The 21,580-nt window shown below is 65.2% G+C and carries 9 protein-coding genes, 2 pseudogenes and 1 other annotated feature; of the genes and pseudogenes, 9 read left to right on the top strand and 2 right to left on the bottom strand.

What is annotated here, in order from left to right:
• Positions 1-2: 2 nt before the first annotated feature.
• The 7 genes and pseudogenes from ACNYC2_RS04325 to ACNYC2_RS04295 all read left to right on the top strand — a co-directional run bounded on the left by ACNYC2_RS04325 (position 3) and on the right by ACNYC2_RS04295 (position 15,057).
• Positions 3-1,424: a hypothetical protein gene (locus ACNYC2_RS04325; protein ID WP_419705843.1), complete on the top strand. Its 1,422-nt coding sequence runs from the start codon at positions 3-5 to the stop codon at positions 1,422-1,424.
• A 237-nt stretch (positions 1,425-1,661) separates the two neighbouring features.
• Complete coding sequence (locus ACNYC2_RS04320; RefSeq protein WP_419705842.1) at positions 1,662-4,457, top strand: DUF1156 domain-containing protein; 2,796 nt, start codon at positions 1,662-1,664, stop codon at positions 4,455-4,457.
• Entirely contained in the window at positions 4,457-7,915 is a 3,459-nt protein-coding gene (locus ACNYC2_RS04315) for a Swt1 family HEPN domain-containing protein (RefSeq protein ID WP_419705841.1), read from the top strand. Before ACNYC2_RS04320 ends, ACNYC2_RS04315 begins: the two co-directional genes overlap by 1 nt.
• Positions 7,915-9,438, top strand: coding sequence for an ATP-binding protein (locus tag ACNYC2_RS04310; protein WP_419705840.1), 1,524 nt, complete (start codon positions 7,915-7,917; stop codon positions 9,436-9,438). The genes ACNYC2_RS04315 and ACNYC2_RS04310 overlap by 1 nt, the downstream gene beginning before the upstream one ends.
• Positions 9,435-10,409 (top strand): PD-(D/E)XK motif protein, encoded by a 975-nt coding sequence (locus ACNYC2_RS04305; protein WP_419705839.1) that lies wholly within the window; start codon positions 9,435-9,437, stop codon positions 10,407-10,409. The genes ACNYC2_RS04310 and ACNYC2_RS04305 overlap by 4 nt, the downstream gene beginning before the upstream one ends.
• Positions 10,406-13,480, top strand: a complete 3,075-nt coding sequence (locus ACNYC2_RS04300) for a Z1 domain-containing protein (protein ID WP_419705838.1) — start codon at positions 10,406-10,408, stop codon at positions 13,478-13,480. The genes ACNYC2_RS04305 and ACNYC2_RS04300 overlap by 4 nt, the downstream gene beginning before the upstream one ends.
• Before the next feature lie 330 nt (positions 13,481-13,810).
• Positions 13,811-15,057: pseudogene (locus ACNYC2_RS04295) on the top strand (IS3 family transposase).
• A 139-nt stretch (positions 15,058-15,196) separates the two neighbouring features.
• Here ACNYC2_RS04295 and ACNYC2_RS04290 read toward each other — a convergent pair.
• Positions 15,197-16,699, bottom strand: a complete 1,503-nt coding sequence (locus ACNYC2_RS04290) for a hypothetical protein (protein WP_419705837.1) — start codon at positions 16,697-16,699, stop codon at positions 15,197-15,199.
• A 335-nt stretch (positions 16,700-17,034) separates the two neighbouring features.
• Here ACNYC2_RS04290 and ACNYC2_RS04285 point away from each other — a divergent pair.
• Both ACNYC2_RS04285 and ACNYC2_RS04280 read left to right on the top strand, forming a co-directional pair.
• Positions 17,035-18,219, top strand: a pseudogene (locus tag ACNYC2_RS04285) (IS3 family transposase); the annotation flags it as partial.
• Positions 17,323-17,438: a sequence feature (AL1L pseudoknot), on the top strand. It overlaps the preceding pseudogene by 116 nt.
• Positions 18,220-18,486: 267 nt before the next feature.
• Complete coding sequence (locus ACNYC2_RS04280) at positions 18,487-19,020, top strand: hypothetical protein (protein ID WP_419705836.1); 534 nt, start codon at positions 18,487-18,489, stop codon at positions 19,018-19,020.
• Between the two features lie 1,638 nt (positions 19,021-20,658).
• Here ACNYC2_RS04280 and ACNYC2_RS04275 read toward each other — a convergent pair.
• Complete coding sequence (locus ACNYC2_RS04275) at positions 20,659-21,483, bottom strand: hypothetical protein (protein ID WP_419705835.1); 825 nt, start codon at positions 21,481-21,483, stop codon at positions 20,659-20,661.
• Positions 21,484-21,580 lie beyond the last annotated feature (97 nt).

Genomic DNA, 21,580 nt, shown 5'->3' with positions numbered 1-21,580 from the left:
ACGTGCCCACACTTCATGACGACCGCGCCCTGTGGATCGCGCGAATCTGCTCCGAGACGCTCACACCCCTCGGCGACAGATACCGCCACCTCGCGGACATGGTCCGTGATGATCTGGGCCCGACGACGGTGGTCGCCGCGTTTCTCAGCGCGCGCGTGGCCGAGTGGGTGGCGCAGAGTGGAGACCTGGTCGACGTTGCCGACCGTGTGGTCGCGACGCACGTGCTACGTCCGGAGTACGCCGGCCGTGGTGAGGTCGAGGAGTTTGTCGATGCCGTGGAGTCAGCGGTCTCGAACCGAGGTTTCGGTGGCACCGACCGATGGGACCTGTTCACTCATGCACGGACACTCGCCGAACTCTGGTGCACCCTTGGTGACGGTCGCTGGTCGACCGACGACCTGCGCCGATTGCTCGTGCGGCGCTGGAACATCGTGGACAGGCAGGGCGTCGAGTACCTTCTCGGACTCGGCCGGGATCCGCTCCTCGGCCTGCGCACCCTGCCGGAGAAGATGGGCGACCTCCTCGACGACCTCCCGCGGGCCATGATCGCGCAGTGCTTCGTGAACGATGAGGTCCAGCGCCGACGTGAGACGGCGATGTCGGCGCAGCACTTCGTCGGCGTGGAGCACCTCCGTCGACTCGCCGTGGATCTGCACACCCTGGGACCGACCATGACGATCCTGCGGAACACGGTCGAGGATGCCTCCTACCCGGTCGCGGCCAGACGCGCGGCAGCCGATGCCCATGAATTCGTCCGGGCACACCACCAGGCGATCGGCGCGGCAATGCAAGACCTGACCATCCACGAATGTGATCGGCTGACGACGGATCCCGAGATCCACTTCCGGCGCGCGTGCCTGGATGCGTTCGCCGCACGTGATCGTCACATCGGTGAGATCGCAACGTTCCGGAGCTATCACGGAACCTTCGGTGACCTGCCGTGGTGGCAGATCGCAGCCGATGACGACGCCGTGGGCGAGCTCAGCGAACTTCTCGCCACCGGAGCAGCAGAGTTCTTGTTCTCGCTCGAGGAGGAGAAGTTCGAGGTGTCACTCGCCGTGGGACCGGTCGGCAGCGAAACGGCCTACGAGTTCGTATTCGAGCTGTGGCACATGGTGTCGGCCTGCGAACTGCTCCACCTGGGACACACGCGTTCCGTAGGCATCGACGTCGATGTACAGCGCGGCGACGCAGTCGAACGTCTCGGGTCGACCTGGCTCACGATCCCCGCCGAGCTCGCCGAACAAATCCTGGACCTCGCCACCATGACGCTCCGAGCGCACACGGGGCAGGAGGCCGAGGGCTACACCGACTACCTGGAGGTCTATGGTGCCGTGGAGGCCACGCTGCTCGAACCCCGCAACCGCACCTGGTCGCGCGCAGGTGGGCAGAGATGGGCGGGCGTTCCACGGTTCGGATACTGACGGCACGTACCCACGACACGTCGTGGGTAGCTCAGAGTGAAGCGCACCGTGGTCCCTCTTCACCCGTTCGACAGTGGGCGCCATCCGCATACCGCCCTACGATGAGGGCCACTGTTTCCTGCGGCATCGGACGATGCATCGCCGGGTGACGCTGCCCCCTACCTGGAGCCCCCATCCATGACGTCGACTGCAGTCCCTGCCTCGGAGGCTGGCGTTCCACGCCGTAAGCTGATCGAGGTGTCGCTCCCCCTTGAGGACATCAATCGGGAGTCGGCACGGGAGAAGTCGATCCGGCACGGGCACCCGTCGACTCTGCACCTGTGGTGGGCACGACGGCCGTTGGCATCGGCGCGGGCCGTGCTGTTCGCACAGCTCGTCGACGACCCGTCATCACACCCCGACCGGTTCCCCGACGAGGCCTCGCAAAAGGCCGAGCGGGAGCGGCTGCATGGCATCATCCGGCGGCTGGTCGTTTGGGAGAACATAGACGACGAGAAGCTCCTTGCGGAGGCCCATGCCGAGATCCTTGCGTCGACGGACGGCAACCCGCCGGCAATCCTCGACCCGTTCGCGGGCGGCGGCACCATCCCGCTGGAGGCGCAGCGTCTGGGCCTTGAAGCACACGCGAGCGACCTCAACCCGGTGGCGGTGCTCATCAATAAGGCGCTCATCGAGATCCCACCGAAGTTCGCCGGCCGCGCTCCGGTATTCCCCGGGGCAGCGGAGTCGCGCATGGGTGACTGGCCGCGCGCCACGGGGCTCGCCGAGGACATCCGCCGATACGGCGCGTGGATGCGCGATCGGGCCCAGGAGCGCATCGGTCATCTGTATCCGAAGGCGACGATCACCGACGAGAAGTCCGGGATGTCCACCGAGGCGACCGTCATCGCCTGGATCTGGGCGCGTACCGTCACCTGCCCCAACCCGGCCTGCGGCATCGAGATGCCGCTCGTACGGTCGTGGTGGCTGGGCAAAAAGAAGGGGAAGGAGGCGTACGTCGTCCCGACCGTTGTGGATGACGCCAAGGCCCCGTCCGGAAGGCGCGTCGAGTTCTCTATCGGCCACGACAGGGTCAAGGCACCGAGTGCTGCTGGCGACGGCACCATGGCGCGCGGTACCGGAACCTGCATCGCGTGTGGGACGCCTGCGGACTCCAAGTACATCCGTGGGCAGGCGACCTCGGTCGGCCTTGGGGCGCAGCTCATGGCGATGGTCGCCGAGGGAAACCGACGGCGCTCCTACGTTGCTTCATCGGCGCATCACGCACAGGCAGCAGTGGTCAAGCGCCCCGCCGATACACCCGACCAACTCGTCACTACACCGAACCACGATGTTGACCGCCTTCCGATGTACGGGATGCCGAGGTGGTCCGATGCATTCACCAATCGACAGCTCACCGCGCTCACGACCTTCAGCGATCTCGTCGGTGAGGCGCGTGAACGGGTGCTGGTCGATACCGCGGCTTCAGGCCTCCCGCACGGCACCCGCCTCGCCGACGGCGGATCCGGCGCCAAGGCATACGCCGACGTTGTCGCCACCTACTTGGCCATGGGCGTCTCCAAGGCGGCCGACATGAATAACGCACTGGCGAGTTGGAAGGCGACGATGGATCAGTCCATCGCTCTTTTCAGGCGCCAAGCGATCCCAATGGTGTGGGATCACGCTGAAACCAACCCGCTAAGCGACCATGCTGGAGGTGTAACGGTATCGCTCGTAGGTATGGCGAAGGTCCTCGATAGGCTCCGGATCGGGCCGCGGGCCGATGTGACGCAGGCCGACGCGGCGACGCTCCCCTATGCGGAAGCAGTTATCTCCACGGACCCGCCTTACTACGACAACATCGGGTACTCCGATCTCTCGGACTTCTTCTACGTCTGGCTCCGCCGTTCGCTCCGGTCGATCCACCCGGCCCTCTTTTCGACGATGCTCGTGCCGAAGGCCGAAGAGCTGGTCGCCAACCCGTATCGACACGACGGCAAGGAGGGCGCAGCCAGGTTCTTCGAAGAGGGCTTCGAGAACGTCTTCGCCCGCGCTCGGCAGTCAGCGTCGGAGAACTTTCCGATCACCGTCTACTACGCCTTTAAGCAGCAGGAGCTCGAGTCCGAGGGCGTCACGTCGACGGGTTGGTCCACCCTGCTCGAGGGCATGATCCGCTCGGGCTGGACGATCACCGCTACATGGCCGATGCGCACCGAGCTCGGCAACCGCATGATCGCGTCCGGCACCAATGCACTTGCGTCGTCCATCGTGCTGTCCCTGCGTCCGCGGCACGCGACGGCGTCCACAACCAGCCGCCGGGGATTCCTCACTGCGCTCAAGGCGGAACTGCCGCAGGCGCTGGTGGAGATGCAGCAGGGCGCCATAGCACCGGTGGACCTGGCGCAGTCGACCATCGGTCCGGGTATGGCTATCTTCTCCCGGTACAGCCATGTACTGGAGAACGACGGCAAGCCCATGACGGTGAAGACGGCCCTCGCGCTCATCAACCAGGTGCTCGATGAGGTGCTTTCTGAAAACGACGGCGACCTCGACGCCGACAGCCGGTTCTGCCTCAAGTGGTACCTACAGTATGGCTGGGCGGTCGCGCCGTACGGTGAGGCCGACGTTCTCGCAAAGGCCACCAACACATCCATCGATGGTCTCCACTCCGCCGGTGTGTTGGCCTCCGGCGAGGGGAAAGTCCGGCTCGTCCGCCCAGCCGACCTCCCGACGTCGTGGAATCCTGTGCTCGACGACCGCATCTCCGTGTGGGAGGTCGCCTGTCACCTCGCGCGGGTACTGTCCGACGAGCAGGGCGGCATCGAACCCGCCGCGCGCCTCCTGGCCGCCGTCCGAGACCGCAGTGAGATCGACCTCGAGGCCGTCCAGCTCCTCGCGTACCGGCTGTACGAGCTGACGCAGGACAAGCGGCCTGAGGACGCCCGTCTCTTCAATGCGCTCGGCGGCGCCTGGGCCGATCTCACCGCCGTCGCCGGCACCATCACCTCGTATGTGACCGTCCAGGACGAGTTCGATCTCGGAGGCGACAGCTGATGCCCACCGCCAGCAACCGCGAGTACGTCGGCCGCGCCCTCGAGCTCCTGGCCGCCGCGCTCGATCCGTTCATCGAGCGGGTCGTCACTCCTCTCCTCCCGGAGGCCACTGAGGACTGGACCTTTGCGCTGGCCACCAAGGACGCCACGAACGGCAAGGGCCCGGGAAACTACGAGCGGACCGACCCGCAGGTGCAGCTCCGGATGATCACCGAACCGATCCCGTCGCTCGGCTACGTGTTCAACAAGGCGCTGTCCCGAACCGAGCAGGGCTACGCGGGTGAGCTGCGGACCGTGCGCAACGACTGGGCGCACAACAAGTCGTTCACCGGCGACCAGGCGCGGCGAGCGCTGGAGACGGTCGAGCTGCTACTCCGGCCCACGGGTGCCGTACGTGAGGCCGACGAGGTCCGCGCAATGCGCCGCGAGGTCGAGCGCGCAGAGTTCGAAAAGGAGACCCGCCGGACCACACGGTCGGTCTCAACCGCCGTCAACACCGCCGACGCCGAGCTCCCCTCGTGGCGCGACGTCCTGACCCCGCACGACGACGTCGCCAGTGGCGATTTCGCATCCTCGGAATTCGCAGCCGACCTCTACCGCGTCGCGGTGAAGGACACTGATGGCCAGGCCGACGCACCGGCAACGGAGTACTCGGACGCCGTCGAGTTCTTCCGCCGCACCTACCTCACCGACGGCCTGCGCGAACTTCTGCGCCGGTCTGCCGCGCGCCTCGCGGGCGACACCAACGCCGATGCGGTCATCAACCTCCAGACCACCTTTGGTGGTGGCAAGACCCACTCCATGCTCGCCGTCTGGCACCTGTTCTCGGGACGTCCGCTCGGCGAGTTCCCGCAGGACGTCCAGGACGTGCTCCACGGTCACCACGAGCAGGCGGTCGGCGCTGCGGTCAAGCGGGTGACGATCGTCGGCAACGAGATCTCGCCCGGTCAGCCGTCGACGAAGCCCGACGGCACCGTCGTCCACACCCTCTGGGGCGAGATCGCCTGGCAGCTCGGCTACGAGGCCGGCGACGGAGCTGCCGGGTACACGTACGTGGCCGACGCCGACCGGACCGGGACCAACCCCGGCGGTGCGCTCCGCGAGCTCTTCGCCGCCTACGGTCCCGCCGTGATCCTGATCGACGAGTGGGTGTCCTACGCCCGCCAGCTCAACACCCCGCGCATCCTGCCTGACGGCAGCCGCGTGCCGCTGCCCGGTGGCGACTTCGACACCCAGTTCACGTTCGCCCAGGCCCTCACGCAAGCAGCCGCCGCTGTGCCAGGCATCCTGCTGCTCGTCTCGGTGCCGGCCAGCACGCGGCTCGCCGACGGCGCCGCTGGCGACATGGACGAGGCGTCCAAGGCGTCCGACCTCGAGGTCGGCGGCGACTTCGGCCATGAGGCACTCGCCCGGCTCGACAACATCGTGCGCCGCGTCGCTTACCAGTGGGCGCCCGCCGCTCGCGACGAGTCGTACGAGATCGTCCGCCGTCGCCTGTTCCACCAGCCCGGCGCGGACCAGGCCAAGCTCATCGCCGCGGCTGCCCGTCGGTTCCGCGAGTTCTACCAGCGCAACCCCGGTGAGTTCCCCACCGAGGTGACCGAGCAGGGATACGAGGCGCGAATCCGTGCGTCGTACCCCGTCCACCCCGAGCTGCTCGACCGCCTATACGCCGAATGGTCCACGCTGGAGAAGTTCCAGCGCACACGCGGCGTGCTACGCCTCATGAGCGCCGTCGTCCACCAGCTCTGGGTCTCCGGCGACAATTCTCCTCTTGTCATCCCCGGCACAGTGGCGCTGGACTCCGCAGCCGTGCGTCGCGAGCTCGTGCAGTACCTGCCGCACGGGTGGGACGCCGTCGTCCAGAACGACGTGGACGGCGACGAGTCGGTCGCACGCCGTGTCGACAAGGACCGCCCCAATCTCGGCAACCGGTCCATGACCGTCCGTGTCGCGCGGACCGTCTTCATGGAGTCCGCGCCCACGGTCGCCACCACCCACAAGGGTGTGGACCGCAAGCGGCTCGTACTCGGTCTCGCCCTGCCCGGCGACGTCGTCGGCAACATCGGGTCCGCGCTCGGCGCACTCCAGGATGCGTCCTCGTACTTCTACACCGGCGACGGACGGTACTGGTACGACACGCAGCCGTCGCTGAACCGCACCGCTGCCGAGCGCGCTCGCCACCTCGACACCTCACAAGTGTGGGAACAAGTCGTAGAACGCTTGCGGAGGACCGCTCCGAAGAACACAGCAGAGTTCGCCGGTGTGGTCGTCGCACCGACTTCGACCGGGGATGTACCGGACGAGGCCTCCGTGCGCCTCGTGATCCTCCACCCGGAGCACACGCACAACGGCAAGGACACGAGCAGCGCTGGCAGCCGCTTCGCGCTCGACCTCCTGCAGAAGCGCGGCAGCGCACAACGCACGATGCCGAACATGCTCGTGATGCTCGCCCCGGACGCCACCCGATGGAAGGAGCTGGAATCCACCGCCCGCTCGTACTTGGCATGGAGCTCGATCCTCGCCGAGAAGGCGCGGCTCGACCTCACCCAGACGAACGAGGCCCAGGCGCAACGGCAGGTCGAGACTACCAACCGGACCGTCGACGACCAGATCGTCAACACCTGGATCTGGGGCCTGCACGCCACCCAGCCTGACCCAGCTGCACCGTACGGAGTCGGGCAGCAGAAGTGTGACGGGCAGGCGCGCCACGGGATCGCCCAGCGGACTGGCGCCCGGTTCGTCAAGGAGGATCTACTCCGTGTCGACATCGCACCGGCCCTGGTACGGATCGACGTGAATGAGTTCCTCCTCGCCCGCTGGAACACGGGCAAGATCCGGTTCGGAGAGCTGTGGGAGTGCTACGCCCGCTATCCCTACATGCCCCGGCTCCGCGACCGACACGTGCTCGTGAAGGCCGCGCAGGACGCGCTGTTCGACGTGGGCTTCGCCGCGCAGGGCTTCGCACTCGCCGAGTCGTATGACGAGACCACCGGCAAGTTCGGCGGGCTCGCTGTACCAATCGACGATGTCGAATTCGGGACGATCACCGACGACACCCTGATCGTGAAGTCCGAGCTTGCCGTCGCCCAGCGCAAGGCGGAAAGCGCTGCAGCATCCTTGCGGCTCGTTGCCCCCGCTACTGTCCAAGTCCCCGGCTCGATCGGTCGCACACCGGACGGTGCACCCTCCCCGCCCGCAGCTGTCCCCTCTGTCGCCAAGAACGCACGGTATGCCGCAAGGGTGGAACTCGACGGTTCCACCGACCTGTCCTCCGCAATGCGGAACGTCGTCGACGAGGTCCTCCTTCACCTGCAACAAGCCGGCCCCGATCTCCTGGACGTGACCCTGGACATCCGTGCGGAGAAGAGCAGCGGGTTCGAGCAACAGACCGTGCGTGTGGTCGCAGAGAACTCGCGGCAGCTGAAGTTCACCGTGACGAGGTTCGAGGACGCCTGATGGACGTGGCCGGTCCGCAGCCCGTCTCATCGCGGCGTGTCGATCCTGACCCGTCGATCACGTCCGCGATCGGCAGGCACCATTCCCTGGCGACCGCTGTCGCCGACCTCGTGGACAACTCGATCGACGCGGGCGCTCGGAACATCCTCGTCCGGTTCGTCCTCGCCGACGGTGTGCCCCGCGGGCTGGAGGTGGTCGATGACGGTCAAGGAATGGATACCGCGGCCGTAGACGACGCGATGACCTACGCCCGCAAGCGCAACTACGGTGAGGCGGACCTCGGACACTTCGGGATCGGTCTTAAGGCCGCGTCCCTCAGCCAGGCGGACTCACTCGTCGTGTGGTCGCGCCGGTACGGAGCCCCCGCCGTCGGCCGACGCATCCTGAGGTCGACGATCGACAGCGGACCAATCGTTGATTCGTATGACTCCGAGGATGCCGAGTCCCGACTGAACCGCACCGAGGTCGACTTCGCACTACGGACCGGGACCGTGGTCGAGTGGGCGGCGGTCCGGACGTTTCTTCGCACCTCGGATACCGACGAGCAGCGCGGCTGGCTCGAGCGCCAAGTAGACACGCTCCTCACCCATCTCGGGCTCGTCATGCATCGGATCCTCGCGCGTGGGGAAGTCCGTATCCACGTCGAGGAGTACGACGTCGAGTTCGGCGCAGGCGCGCCCCGGATGGTTACACCTCTCGACCCGTTCGGCTACGGCCGGTCCGGTGTCCCGGGGTATCCCGCCGAACTCAGGGTCACGTTGCCGGAAGGACACGCCACGGCGGTTGCGCACATCTGGGCAGAGCGTGAGAGGTCGAAGCCTGGCTACGTGCTCGACGGGCGCGGGCCGCTCGACACACAGGGCCTCTATGTCTACCGCAGAGATCGGCTGCTCCAGGTGGGTGGCTGGAACGAGCTTGCGATGCGGTCACGCGATCTCCAGTACGGCCGCATCGCGCTCGAGATCACACCGGAGACCGAGCACCACATCACGATCAACCCCGAGAAGACGGGCGTCGTCCTCGACGCGACGCTCAAGGACTCACTACTCATCGCCCGAGCTGTGGACGGAACGACATTCGGCGATTTCCGGCTAGCGGCGGAGACGGGAGCGAGGACAGCACGGAAACGACAGGCTCGACCTGTCACCGTGATCGAGCCTCGGGGTGGACTACCCGTCGAAGTCCTCGCTGCCTTCGAGGAGGCGGCTCAGTTCGATCTCGACGAGCCGAGCGTAGAGATCCGGTGGAGCAAGCTGCCCGCGGACGAGTTCTTCCGCATCGACCGCGAGACGCCCGCACTCATTCTCAACCTTCGCTACAGGGCTGCCGTCGTGGGTCACCCGAGCATGCGCCGCGACGATGCGCCGCTGGTGAAGGCTCTGCTCTACCTATTGGTGAACGAACACTTCGGTGGCTCGTACCAGGGAGCGAAGGCACGCAGGCACGAATCCGCATGGCAGACCATCCTGGTGGCTGCGGCGATGAGTCAAGCAGAACAACTCGACGGAGGCGATAGCGCGTGACCGAGGTGGACGACCGACTGAGCCCTGAATCGCTCGAGCACTACTTCGCACTGGGGAAGATCTCGACGCACACGCTTTCGACCGAACCACGGTGCATCCTCCGCATCGACCCCCGCGGCGAACGGCTGACGCTCCGTACCCCGTACGACGGGACAGAACCGGCGATCAAGGGTTTCCGCCACGTCCAATCTGACGCAGTCGATCGCGACGACGGCACCTGGGCGACCCTCGCCGTGGATGCCACCGACATGCACTATGAGGCCTACAACCTGCTGCTCGGAGTGACCGAGGCGATGCGCGGTGGCGCGAAGTTCGGGTCGGCCGCCAATGCTGCCGTCACCAATTTGAGGGCGCTCCTCGCCGCGCGGCAGCGGATCAGCGAGTCCCAGCAGCTCGGTCTCGTCGGTGAACTCCTCGTCCTGCAATCCCTGCTCGATGTAGCACCTGAAGCGCACGTGCTCGACTGGTGGCTCGGGCCTGCCTCCGAACAACACGACTACGCCTTCGCAGAGTTCGACGCCGAGATCAAGACGACTCTTTCCGAACGACGCCGACACATGATCTCCGGGCCAGGTCAGCTCCGTCCGAATCCTGGTCGGCCGTTGTGGGTCGTCTCGATCCAGTTGACTCGCGCAGGCGGTGCTCAAGGGGACTCGTTGGCGAGTCTGGTCGCCTCGCTGTACGACCGGTTGATCGACCGCAGCGCGTTCGTCGAGGCGTTGCACGGACTCGGATGGCGGGACGAGGACGCCGACCTCTACGACACGTCCTACCTCCTCCGCACCTCGCCTGCTGCCTTCCTCGTGGACGACAGCTTCCCGGCGATCACCGACTTGCGCCTCGCCGAGTCCGTCCCCAGGCCGGACCTCGTCTCCGAACTCTCGTACCGCGTCGACATCACGGACCTCACGCCGGGTCTGCCCGGCGCCCCGCTCCACACGTTTCTCGACCCGAAGGACACCTCCGCATGAGTGACGCCATCACCGACGCCGTCGTCCGCGCCATGCGCGGCATGGAAGGCTATGAGCCGGCGCCCCTCCTCGACGACGTGCTGCACCACCTCAGGCGTACCGGCGAGGCACTAACCGAGTCCGAGCTCGTCGAGATCGTCACCGCTAGCAATCCCAACGACAAGGCCCGCCTCGCGTTCCACACCCAGCTCATCCGTTGGGATGCCGCTGACGGCGAGGGGTGGACCGAAAACACCGAGCCGTCCACCGCAGCCCGCCGTGATGTCATCGGCCGTCGACTCGCCCTGGGCAATGATGCCCGGAGCGCAGTCGACGACGCGTACCCTCTCGATGCCGGCGCCGTCATCATCTCCAATACCCCTGCTGACTGGGATCCCTGGTACACGGACGAACTCGCCGCGGACAGCGGCTTCTACTGGAACGGCTACCGTCGCGTCCTCGAGAAGAAGATGAGTGGCGAGGCTGTCCATGAACTGGACCGTGTCACCCGAGAGGTCGTCCGTCGGCTCGCCGACCCGACTCGGAAGCAGCCTTACCAGGCCAAGGGCCTCGTCGTCGGACACGTACAGTCCGGCAAGACCGCCAACTTCACAGGGGTGCTGGCGAAGGCGGCCGATGCCGGGTACCGGCTCGTCATCGTCTTAACGGGCACCATCGAGCTTCTTCGCGGGCAGACCCAGCGACGCATCGACATGGAACTCGTCGGCGAGGAGAACATCCTGGGCGGACGCGACAAGCACGACCCGGATCAGATCAAGGACATCGACTACGCAGGTACTGGTGACCTTGACTGGCAGGACGGCAGGTTCCTGCGCTACGGGAAGTACCCACACGACCTCGGCCGACCGGCGATCCGGCGGCTGACGAACGCGGCCGGTGACTACCGCAGTCTCAAGAACGGCTTGGGCTATCTGGACTTCCGGTCCGAGCGTCTGCCGGATCCCGCCAAGAGGCTTTATGACCCCGCAAATCTGTACAGCTCGGATGTCAGGCTTGCCGTGGTCAAGAAGAACTCGACAGTCCTCCAGAAGCTCGTATCCGACCTCAAAGCTATCCGCGCCGACCTCACCGAGATTCCGACGCTGATCATCGACGACGAGGCCGACCAGGCGACGATCAACACTAAGGACCCGCGCAAGGACAGTCCTGAGCGCCGGGAGCGGACTGCGATCAACAAGCTCATCGCCGAACTTCTGGCTGAGCTACCGCGCGCTCAGTACATCGGCTACACGGCGACACCGTTCGCCAACGTGTTCGTGGACCCCGATGATGTCGACGACGTCTTTCCCAAGGACTTCATCGTCAGCCTCGACCCGCCCGCGGCGTACATGGGCGGGCGGCAGTTCCACGACCTCGACAGGGACATCGATGACCCTGTCGGAGGTCTGGCCGAATCCAACGAGGCGGCATTCGTCCGCGGCCTCTACGCCGACCTCGATAACGACGACGCGGAGCGCCGCGAGGAGATTCGGAACGCGCTGGACGCCTATGTGCTGAGCGGGGCCCTGAAACTTTTCAGGAAGTCTGAGGGGTACGACGGCGACTACCGGCACCACACAATGCTCGTGCACGAATCCGTCCGTCAAGCCGACCACGCGGAGCTCGCCGCGACCGTCGAGGACGTGTGGCTGCGTGCAGGATACTCTTCGCCAGAAGGCGGGCGCCGATTGTGGGAGCTATGGACCGGCGACTTTCGCGCCGTGCAGGAAGCTCGGGCGCCCGAAGCCCCGATGCCCCCGGACTTCCGGACGTTGCGCCCGTTCATCGGCGAAGCGACCGGCCGAATCCGCTCGGGCTACCGCCCGGTCATCGTGGTAAACGGAGCGGCCGAGAAGGACTATATCCAGAATGACCTCGACTTCCAGGGAGGCGATGTCTGGAAGATTCTGGTGGGCGGCGCAAAACTCAGCCGCGGGTTCACTGTCGAGGGCCTTACGACGACCTACTACACGCGACGTACAACCGCGGCAGACACTCTGATGCAGATGGGTCGCTGGTTCGGATACCGATTCGGCTATGGGGACCTCGTGCGCCTGTACATCGGCCGCAACGTACCCGGATCCCGCAAGGATACGGCCGTCGATCTGTACAAGGCATTCGAAGCGATCGTGCGTGACGAAGAGGACTTCCGCGAACAGCTGCGCCAGTATCAGGGGATCGGCGAGGACGGGCGTCCACGCGTGCGTCCCATCGACGTACCGCCACTCGTCTTTCAGAGCCTGCCCTGGCTCTCACCGACGGGCCGGAACAAGATGTTCAACGCGCGCCTCACCACCAAGGGCGAGGGCGGCAAGGTCAGGGACTTCTTCCAACAGCCAGACCGTGACCCGGCGATCAATGGACTCCACTTCGCTGCCGTCGAGCCGTTGCTCGACGCGGCGCTTGCCACCGGATCCCGGGGCACCTTCTTCCACATCCCCGACACTCCGGCCGATGCTTCGCCGGCACCTTACTCGGCCCGGTACGCCGTCGTCGACGCACAGACGGTCCTGGACGTCATTCGCAAGTTCCGTTGGAACAAGAACTTCTCGATCGCACCGACTGTCGACTTCATCGAGCAGGCTATGGCTGAGGGGAACCTGACCGACTGGGCAGTGATCGTGCCCGACCTGGCGAGGACAAGTGCGCGGGTCGCCACCCACTCCGTCGACGGCTACTCCCTCGACATCCTCACGCGAACCCGACGCAGCGAGCGTAGCGGGATGTTCTCGGGAAGCTCCCCTCGGCAGCGCCTCGCGCTCGAGACTGTCTCGGGTGGCGCCCTTGCGCCCGGCCATCGTCACCGTGACCGGGTGACCCAGCTACTCGGCGAGCCCGAGTACCGACACATCTCCGAGAAGCTCGTGAGCCCATCCGGCACGCGGGGTGCCGTCCTGCTCACGTTCGCGGCAGACAAGGATGACGTGACCCCGCCGAGCAAGCTGGAAGATCCGACCCCTGCAGGGCACATCGCGACGCTGTTCTCCTTGGTGCTGCCCTACCGCTCGGCGCCGAGCGGGCGAGTGGCCTTCACCGTGAAGTACAAGGACGGACGTGTCACCTACCGGATCAAACCTGGGAGCGATGACTGATGGCCGATGTAGTACCAGTCCGGCGGCGAGCACCTCGAAGGCAACACGGTATCGCTGAGCACATGGACCGTCATCATGTCCCCCACACCCTCCCAGGCCGGGGCCGGAGCGTGTCCACTTAGAGTGGACTCGGGACCGCTCACAGCGTTGTGCATTAGGTGTGTTGCCTTCGTCGGCGGTCCGCGGGACCCGCTGTCCGCTGGTCTCGCCTGCTCGCCATATCCGCGCAGCCACTGCGCCGTGTCAGCCGTATGCCGTGCGTCGTCGCACCGCCTGTGTGTCCCGCCCCGGGTTTGATGGAGACAGCGAAGACCCGGAGGATTGGGAGCTATGTCGGCACCACGGAAGTACCCCGACGAGTTGCGTGAGCGTGCGACGCGTCTGGCCCTCGAGGCGAGGAAGGACCCCGAGTCGCGGGTCGGGGCGGTGAAGCGGATCGCGGACCAGCTCGGGGTGCACCCGGAAGCGTTGCGGACCTGGGTGGCGCGCGCGGAGCGGGACGAGGGACTGCGCCTGGGCCCGACGACTGCCGAGGCAGCCAGAGTCGCGGAGCTGGAGCGGGAAGTGCGTGAGTTGCGGCGCGCGAACCAGATCTTGAAGTCCGCAGCAAGTTTCTTCGCGGCGGAGCTGGACCGTCCGTCAAGGTGAAGGTCGAGTTCGTCGACCAGGAGAAGGTCACTCACGGTGTCCAGCCGGTCCTGCGGGCGCTCCAAGGGACGCCGGCACAGATCGCGCCGTCGACCTACTACGCCCACAAGACCCGACCGGCTTCGGCCCGAGCAGTGCGTGACGCCGGCCTGCTCGAGGTGATCGAGCAGGTCCACGAGAAGAACTACGGCGTCTACGGGGCCCGCAAGATCTGGCACGAGCTGAACCGGCAGCTGGCTGGGCAGGGCGAGCGGGTGGCGCGGTGCACGGTCGAGCGGCTGATGCGTGAGAACGGTTTGCGGGGTCTGCTGCGGGACAAGTCCCCGCGGACGACTCGGCCTGCGGCGGAGACCGGGCGGCCGGCTGACCTGGTCGAACGTGACTTCACTGCCACGAGGCCGAACCAGCTGTGGGTCGCGGACATCACCTATGTCCGCACGGGCGCCGGGTGGGTCCATGCGGCGTTCGTGCTGGACGTGTTCTCCCGGATGATCGTGGGGTGGCAGGTCGCGACCAGTCTCTATACCGATCTGGCGTTGGACGCGTTGCAGATGGCGATCTGGCGTCGTCAGGGTGCTGGCGCGGATCTGGCTGGGCTGACGCATCACTCCGATCGCGGGGTCCAATATCGTGCGATTCGTTATGCCCAGCGGCTCGCGGAGGCCGACGCGGTCGCGTCGGTCGGCTCCAAGGGCGACTCGTATGACAACGCGATGGCCGAGGCGTTCAACTCGCTGTTCAAAGCCGAGCTGGTCCGTAACAAAGGGCCGTGGCGTGGTCTGGACGATCTCGAGATCGCGACGGTGGAGTACATCGATTGGTACAACAACCGGCGTCTGCACGGCGAGCTCGGCCACGTCCCGCCGACCGAGTACGAGGCACTACACGCCGTGGCTGACCCGGTCACGGCAAGCCTGGAAACCAGCTAACCAGCTCTCCACCAAACCCGGGGCTTGACAGTCACCGTCGACATCGACGAAGGAGTGACCGAGCAGTTCGATTTCCCCATACGTCGTTGAGATCCCCGATCCGCCGGCTCTTCCTCGCTCGATCCGATTGGAATCCTGGTCACCGCCCGGAGCGCACGTAATTGCGGAGGGAAAGACTGAAGACGACAAGTGGGATCGCTACGAGGGCACGGAGCACGTAGAGCCACGACGCCGACTCGTCCGAGCTGCCGGTACCAAATATCGCTCCAACAGGGCTGAAGGCTCGGTCAATCCACGCCTTGCCAATGTCCTCCAGGAACCAACCTGCCAACCTAAGCGCGTGGCCAAAATCGACCGGCCAAACAAAAACGTACTCGTGTGCCACCAGTGCGGGGACCGGAGCAAGGACCAGCGAGAGTACGAGCCAGGTGACGAATGGAGGCAAAGGCCGCTCACCGTACCCGAGGAGGCGGTACGCCCCAAGCGCGAAGCGTTCAGTTCTGCCGTGTGTAGTCAAGTGGCGCAACCGCTGGGCGCACCACCCTACCTTCGTGCGAGTAGAGCCAGATGCCCCCTTGCTGCGCGCCAGTTCGCGCATCTTCCGCATTAGTTCCGCGTCGTGACGCAACTGCACTTGGTTCCGCACAGGACGCGTCGTCTTGGGCCGTCGCTGCCACGGGAGCCCACGGAGCAACCGGCGGTCCCAGCCAGGAAGGTCCTTGGTCGACGGCTCAAGGTGGTGGGCATCGTCAAACTCGTTGAGAAGACTCCGTCCCTCCAAGCCGCCTGGCACCATGAACCCACTGACGAAGGCGTCCGCGCACGCCGACTCCGCGCCCTTTGGCCTTGGTGCCACCGAGTTAATGAGGAAGCCCGCAGGGCCGCCTGCCAGGTGCGCTCCACCGATCTGTCCTAGTACGAACTCGCCCGTCACCCCGGTAATCACAGCACCGGGCAGCGCCGCAAGCCGAGGGTGTTGCTCATCCTTCGATGCGAACTCAACGTCGCTCGCCACGGCCGTTCCGCTGAAAGCCGTGAAGACAGCACCGCGGAGGGTTACGTGCTCCGCCGCGTCCTGAATCTGCAGCTGCATCGCCGTGCTCGAATCGGCGTCTATGGTTGCGGCCGTGACGCGACGGACCTTGACGGCCCTGCCGCCAGTGTTACCTGCACGAACTATGGAGAGCACAGGTTGTCGTTGGTTTCCGTCCCCACAGACCACACCGAGCTCAAGCGCCTGTCCCTTGCCGACGGCGAGCTCTGCTGAGCCTATTACGATGAGTCTCTCGATCTTTAGAATGGCGCCGTCGCCAAGCGTGAGCCGACCTTTGTCGCCCAGTCGGATCTCACCATAGACTCCACCAGCGAGGGAGCCGCCAATAGCATTCACGACAGCTTGGCCCAAGCCCTCATCGCCGACGCGGAGGCTACCGTCGTTGAGCGCAACTGTCGCAGTGCATTCCTTGTCGGCACTTACCGTCATCCTTGCCGACGGTTGCACAAGCGCTAGTTCCCCCTGAACCGACCCCTCCAGGTGAATGGAAACATTGGTGCTGGGTTGCTGCTTCGCCACACGGATCGTGCGATCTACGTCGAGGTCCGAAAGCCTCAGGTTCCCAGAGCCCGACACCGTAATGTCCACCGCGCTTCGGACAGGAACGGCACGCATCGAGACACGCACAGCCGCGCTGCTGTTCAACCGAACCCCAAACGCCTCAGATCCAGTTCCGCTGCCAGCTGCGGGCCGAACACCAGGGTTGTCCGACTCGAACTCACCGACCCAAGCAGGCTTCGCGGGTTCCGCAGCCTCCGTCATAGCGACGCACCCTGGACGCGAAGTGTCCGTGACAGGTAAAGGAAGTCGCGCATGGCAGGTCGGCGAGGCATGTCGTCACCGTAGTGCTACGGCCGCGATCACACACTCACCGATGGTATGTCTCGTGACGGGTCTGTTGGAGGCTTTCATTCCCCGAGAGGATGAGAGTTATGGCAGCACCGAGGAAGTACCCGGACGAGCTTCGGGAGCGGGCGATCCGGATGGCGGTCGATCTGCGACGTGACCCTGGCACCCCCAAAGGGCGCTGTGGCCAGGGTGGGTGAGCAGCTGGGGATCAACCCCGAGACGCTGCGCGGCTGGGTCAACCAGGCCGAGATCGATGTCGGCGACCGCCCGGGAACCACGATGTCGGACGCGCAGCGCCTAGCGGAGCTCGAGCGTGAGAACCGGAAGCTGCGTCGGGCCAACGCGAAATTGCGCATCACGTCAGCTTTCTTCGCGTCGCGGAGCTCGACCGCCCACGGCGGTGATCGTGGACTACATCGACGCCCACAAGGACCAGTTCGGGGTCGAGCCGATCTGCACCGAGCCGCAGGTCGCCCCGAGCACGTACTGTGCGGCCAGGTCCCGGCCGCCGTCGGCCCGAACAGTCTCCGATGCGACGCGGTTGGAGCTGATCGGCACGGTCCACGCGGACAACTACGGCGTCTACGGCATGACCAAGGTCCATGCCGAGATAAACCGTCAGGGCCATCGGATCGCGCGTTGCACGGTCCACCGGCTGATGCGTGGTGCCGGCCTGCGCGGGATCAGTCGGGCCAAGGGGCCCCCGCACGACGATCCCTGGCTCCGGGCCGGACCCCGCCCGGACCTGGTGCACCGAGACTTCACCGCCGACCGCCCGAACCGGTTGTGGGTCTGCGACATCACCTACTGCCGCACGTTCTCCGGCTGGGCCGACGCCGCGTTCGTGATCGACGTGTTCTCCCGCCGCGTGGTCGGTTGGCAGCTGGCGCAATCGCTGCGCACCGACCTGGCGTTGGACGCGTTGGAGATGGGGATCTGGTCGCGCACCCGCGAGGGCGGCCGGGCTGACGCACCACAGCGACAAGGGCGCGCAATACGTCGCCGTCCGCTACACACAATGCCTCGCCGAGGCTGGCGAGGTCGCATCGGTCGGCTCCACCGGCGACTCCTACGACAACCGCCCTGGCCGAGGCGTTCAACTCCCTGTTCAAGGCCGAGCTCGTGCGCAACGAGGGCCCTGGAAGAACATCGACGACCTCGAGATCGCGACCGCGGAATACATCGACTGGTTCAACCACCGACGCCTCCACGGCGAGGCCGGCCTGATCCCACCAGCCGAGTTCGAAGCCACCCACTACCGGCACACCCCCGCCCGACGCAGATACGCGTCCGCGCCGACACCCCAGGCGCTCTGCCAGGCCGCGATCCGTGCTCACCCGCCACGGTGGTCTGGGCGCTAATGCCGTCGAAGACCGTGACCCGGCCACCGGGCAGATAGACACGACCGCTACCGGCGATCCAACGCCATGAATTGGATCGCAGGGAGCTAACCTCCCCGGGGCCGACGTTCTCTACCGAAGCATGTCGCACGCGACAGCGGCCCGAGGAGCCGGTAGACCGTGCGTGTGGATTGGATCGCGCCCTTCTCAACTCTCCTCGCAGCGCTCGGCGGTTACGCGCTGGCTGGCTGGAACGACGCTCGACGCGATGAACGCGCTTCAAAGCGGGAGGAGGCTGCCGAGGCGCGAGCACGGGACGCGCGACGGCGGGACTTCCAGCTACAGACGCTCTTGGAGTTGCAGAACGAAGCGCGAAGACTTGCCCAAGCGGCGCTCGACGTCCACATCTTCCACTTGGCGGCCGGCGATGACGCCGACCCCGTTGAAGCCCGAGTTTGGGGAGAACATCGTGCCCGCGCGTCCGGGTTTGAGCTGCTGCTTGGGCGCGTGGTCGATGACGGGCTGCGGCAACAAGGGCGCAAGTTCATCGACGCATGTACCGACCTTGCCGATACCCGGCGCAAGCGCGCCGACACCGACGAGGAGACGGCCCGGATCGACCGCGTGGTGACTGCTGCCGCTGCTATCGAGACCGCAACCATGGAAGCTATCGGAGCGGCGATCCGGCGCGAGCTGGCACAGGGCGCGACTCCGGCTTAGTGAGTAACAGGCATTGGCCCCAAACGGGCTTACATGGGCAGCTTTCGGGATTCACCGCTGTTAATCGAAACGGGCGGAACACGCGGGAGCATATAGCACCTGGACACGTTGGGATGGCTGGGATCGTCGCGCCTGGCCAGCTGCAAAACGAGCCCGCCCTCGCCAGGCTCAGGTCGGCCCGTTGGCGTCACGGTCAGTTCAGTTCGACCCAAAACTGGCCAAGGTAATCAACGACCGACGAGCCACCAATGTGCGTTAACTCGCGCAAGTTCGGATTGGATCGAGGCGTATTCTCTGAGGTCCTCGCGCTGCGTCCTCGTCAGAACAATGTCCACACCTCGAAGGCTAAGCACCCAATCGTCGACGTTCCGCCTCGCTGCAGGACTGCGATATCGCACGACATCCGCGATCCTCTCCAAAGGAACCAGTTCTCGTCCGGCGCTTGCATTCCGACCCAAAGGCATGAGTTCCGATGCAGTTCCTGCGAGATCCTCCAGAGAATCGAAGGTTCGACGCCTCCCCGAAGGATTCGGCCGCCCTTCAACGCCAGCCTCGCGATAAGTCCAAACCTTGTGAAGCCCGAAATCCGCCGGGCTCGCAAACCCGGTCTGCTCTAGCACTTTCCCGGACACTTGGGCACTCTCCAACTCACCGCGTGTGTGAAATGCCGGCGCGGCATACCTGATAAGAACATCCGCACCAAGTCGTTTCTCCAGTTTCCGGAGAACCGCGTGCTGCTGCTCATTTCTCGTAAACCGATAGTATGGAGCATTCCAGATCTGCCATTGTGGCCGACCCTTCCGTACCATAAAATCTGGCCTCTTGAATTGCAGGACAAGGCTCACAAGACTTTCCGGGAGTACGCCTGGCCGTGGTCGCTGCCCCAGTTCCCAGTATCGAGGAATCAATACTACGCCAGCCGGTCGCGGAGCGTTCAGCACGCGCCAAATCAAGTGTGTCGGGTCAGCATCGGCGGCCGTGTCGTACCCAAGGATGTTTTCAAGCACCTGTCCTGACGAGAAGACACGGTTGCCGAGCAATCCATGAGCAAGTTCAATGCTCGCGGCGATTTCATACTGCTTCTCTTCGAACTCGGCTCTCAACCTACCGACACCCTTCACTAGGCACATTTGGAGCTCTGCTACGGACTTCTTTGCCGAGCGTAGCGGTCCGCAGATGCTCGGCTCCGGGGTGCTGGAGGACACCGAAGAGGATGCTGCAGGCGGTGGTCAAGTGTCATCAGGTCGCGGGTTGTGGTCGGTGGAGGACGCGTCTAGCGCGACGTACGCGTGGCTGGTGTCACGGCCGCGCGTCATCGCGACGTACAGGTTCTCCCGGATCGTCCTGCGAGTTACCAGGCAAGGGCCCGGACGCGGCCTGTCTCACTCGGCGGCTCGCGGACGCGATCACCCGCTACGGCGCCGACCACCGCGGCCCCGAGCCGCTCTTTCAGCGGTGACCCACTGGCACCGAGCCCACAGAGACCGCAGCAGCTGCGACCGTCCTGCCGCGACCACACGGCACGCTGACAATCAGATGGTCCGACACGGGACACCCGTGACACGCCGTGGCACTTTGCCATGCGATTCTCTCAGAGCTGGCGGCCCACGATCAGCAGCGACCTACGCAGATCGCCCGTCATCCAACCAAGGTCTTGATCCGCCTCGTCAACTCTTCCTTCATCTTCTCGTGCCCTTCCCCGTTGTTCAGGTACTTGAGCGTGCGGATCGCCTGAAGGTCGAATGGCACATCAGCAAGGCTCTGTGCGAGCTGGATGACATCCCGCCCGAGCGTGTGCGCGATGCCAGTTTCGTAGAAAACGTTGGCATTCTTTCCGGTCAGGTCTGAGACCACCACTCGGGAACGCCAAATCAGGCTGATGACATCGTCCATGATGTGGTGGCTCTCCCAGATGTCGTCCGCTCGTTGGCACCGAAGTCCAAGACTCTCGACCGCTTCCTTGATCGCGCCGTAGACGCGGTCGAATCCCGTGAACGGCATCATAACGGCCACGAGGTCGGGCTCCACTGGAAGATGGATTGGGAGGTCGAAGACCTTTGGGGCGAGCTGGCGAAGGGCGCCGCCACCGAACAGCGCCCCATAAAGATCCACGTCCTTGACGGCCCAGTGAGTTCGATTAAATTCGAATGGCTGGATACCAAGGTCACTCGCTAGCGCCTCAACCTGCTCAGTTCGAATCGTGGGGATTCCCGGGGTATCAACCAGCTTGAAGCTAATTTCGCGGCCATGCGCCCTGAGATTGGTTAGCCTACCGACGCGTGCGATCTGTTTAACATCTGTGAAGCCGGTCTCCGGCATCACCAGTGTCGGGAGTCGCTCTAGGCGCCCCAAGTCGAAAGTATTTCCTTGCCTAAGGAACACCTTAACTTCGTCAGCCGTATACTCCAGCATTCGATCACTGGTTGCCGTGCCGTCGACGAAACCAACTATCAGGTTGAACACGCTTTCCTCGGTTCTCCTCTACGGCGGCCTGGAGCCTCCCACGACCGCAGTATTCACGTAGTGGGCTGTAACGCGGAACCGATCAGACTAAGCTCCT

It is taken from the genome of Promicromonospora sp. NFX87 (assembly GCF_048564965.1).
In the GTDB taxonomy this organism is placed as follows: domain Bacteria; phylum Actinomycetota; class Actinomycetes; order Actinomycetales; family Cellulomonadaceae; genus Promicromonospora.
This window is presented reverse-complemented; position numbering and strand designations above follow the sequence as displayed.

Excerpts from the sequence above, each read along its gene's own strand:
- ACNYC2_RS04315 (WP_419705841.1), top strand. The coding sequence starts at position 4,457 with ATGCCCACCGCCAGCAACCGCGAGTACGTCGGCCGCGCCCTCGAGCTC.
- ACNYC2_RS04310 (WP_419705840.1), top strand. The coding sequence starts at position 7,915 with ATGGACGTGGCCGGTCCGCAGCCCGTCTCATCGCGGCGTGTCGATCCT.
- ACNYC2_RS04300 (WP_419705838.1), top strand. The coding sequence starts at position 10,406 with ATGAGTGACGCCATCACCGACGCCGTCGTCCGCGCCATGCGCGGCATG.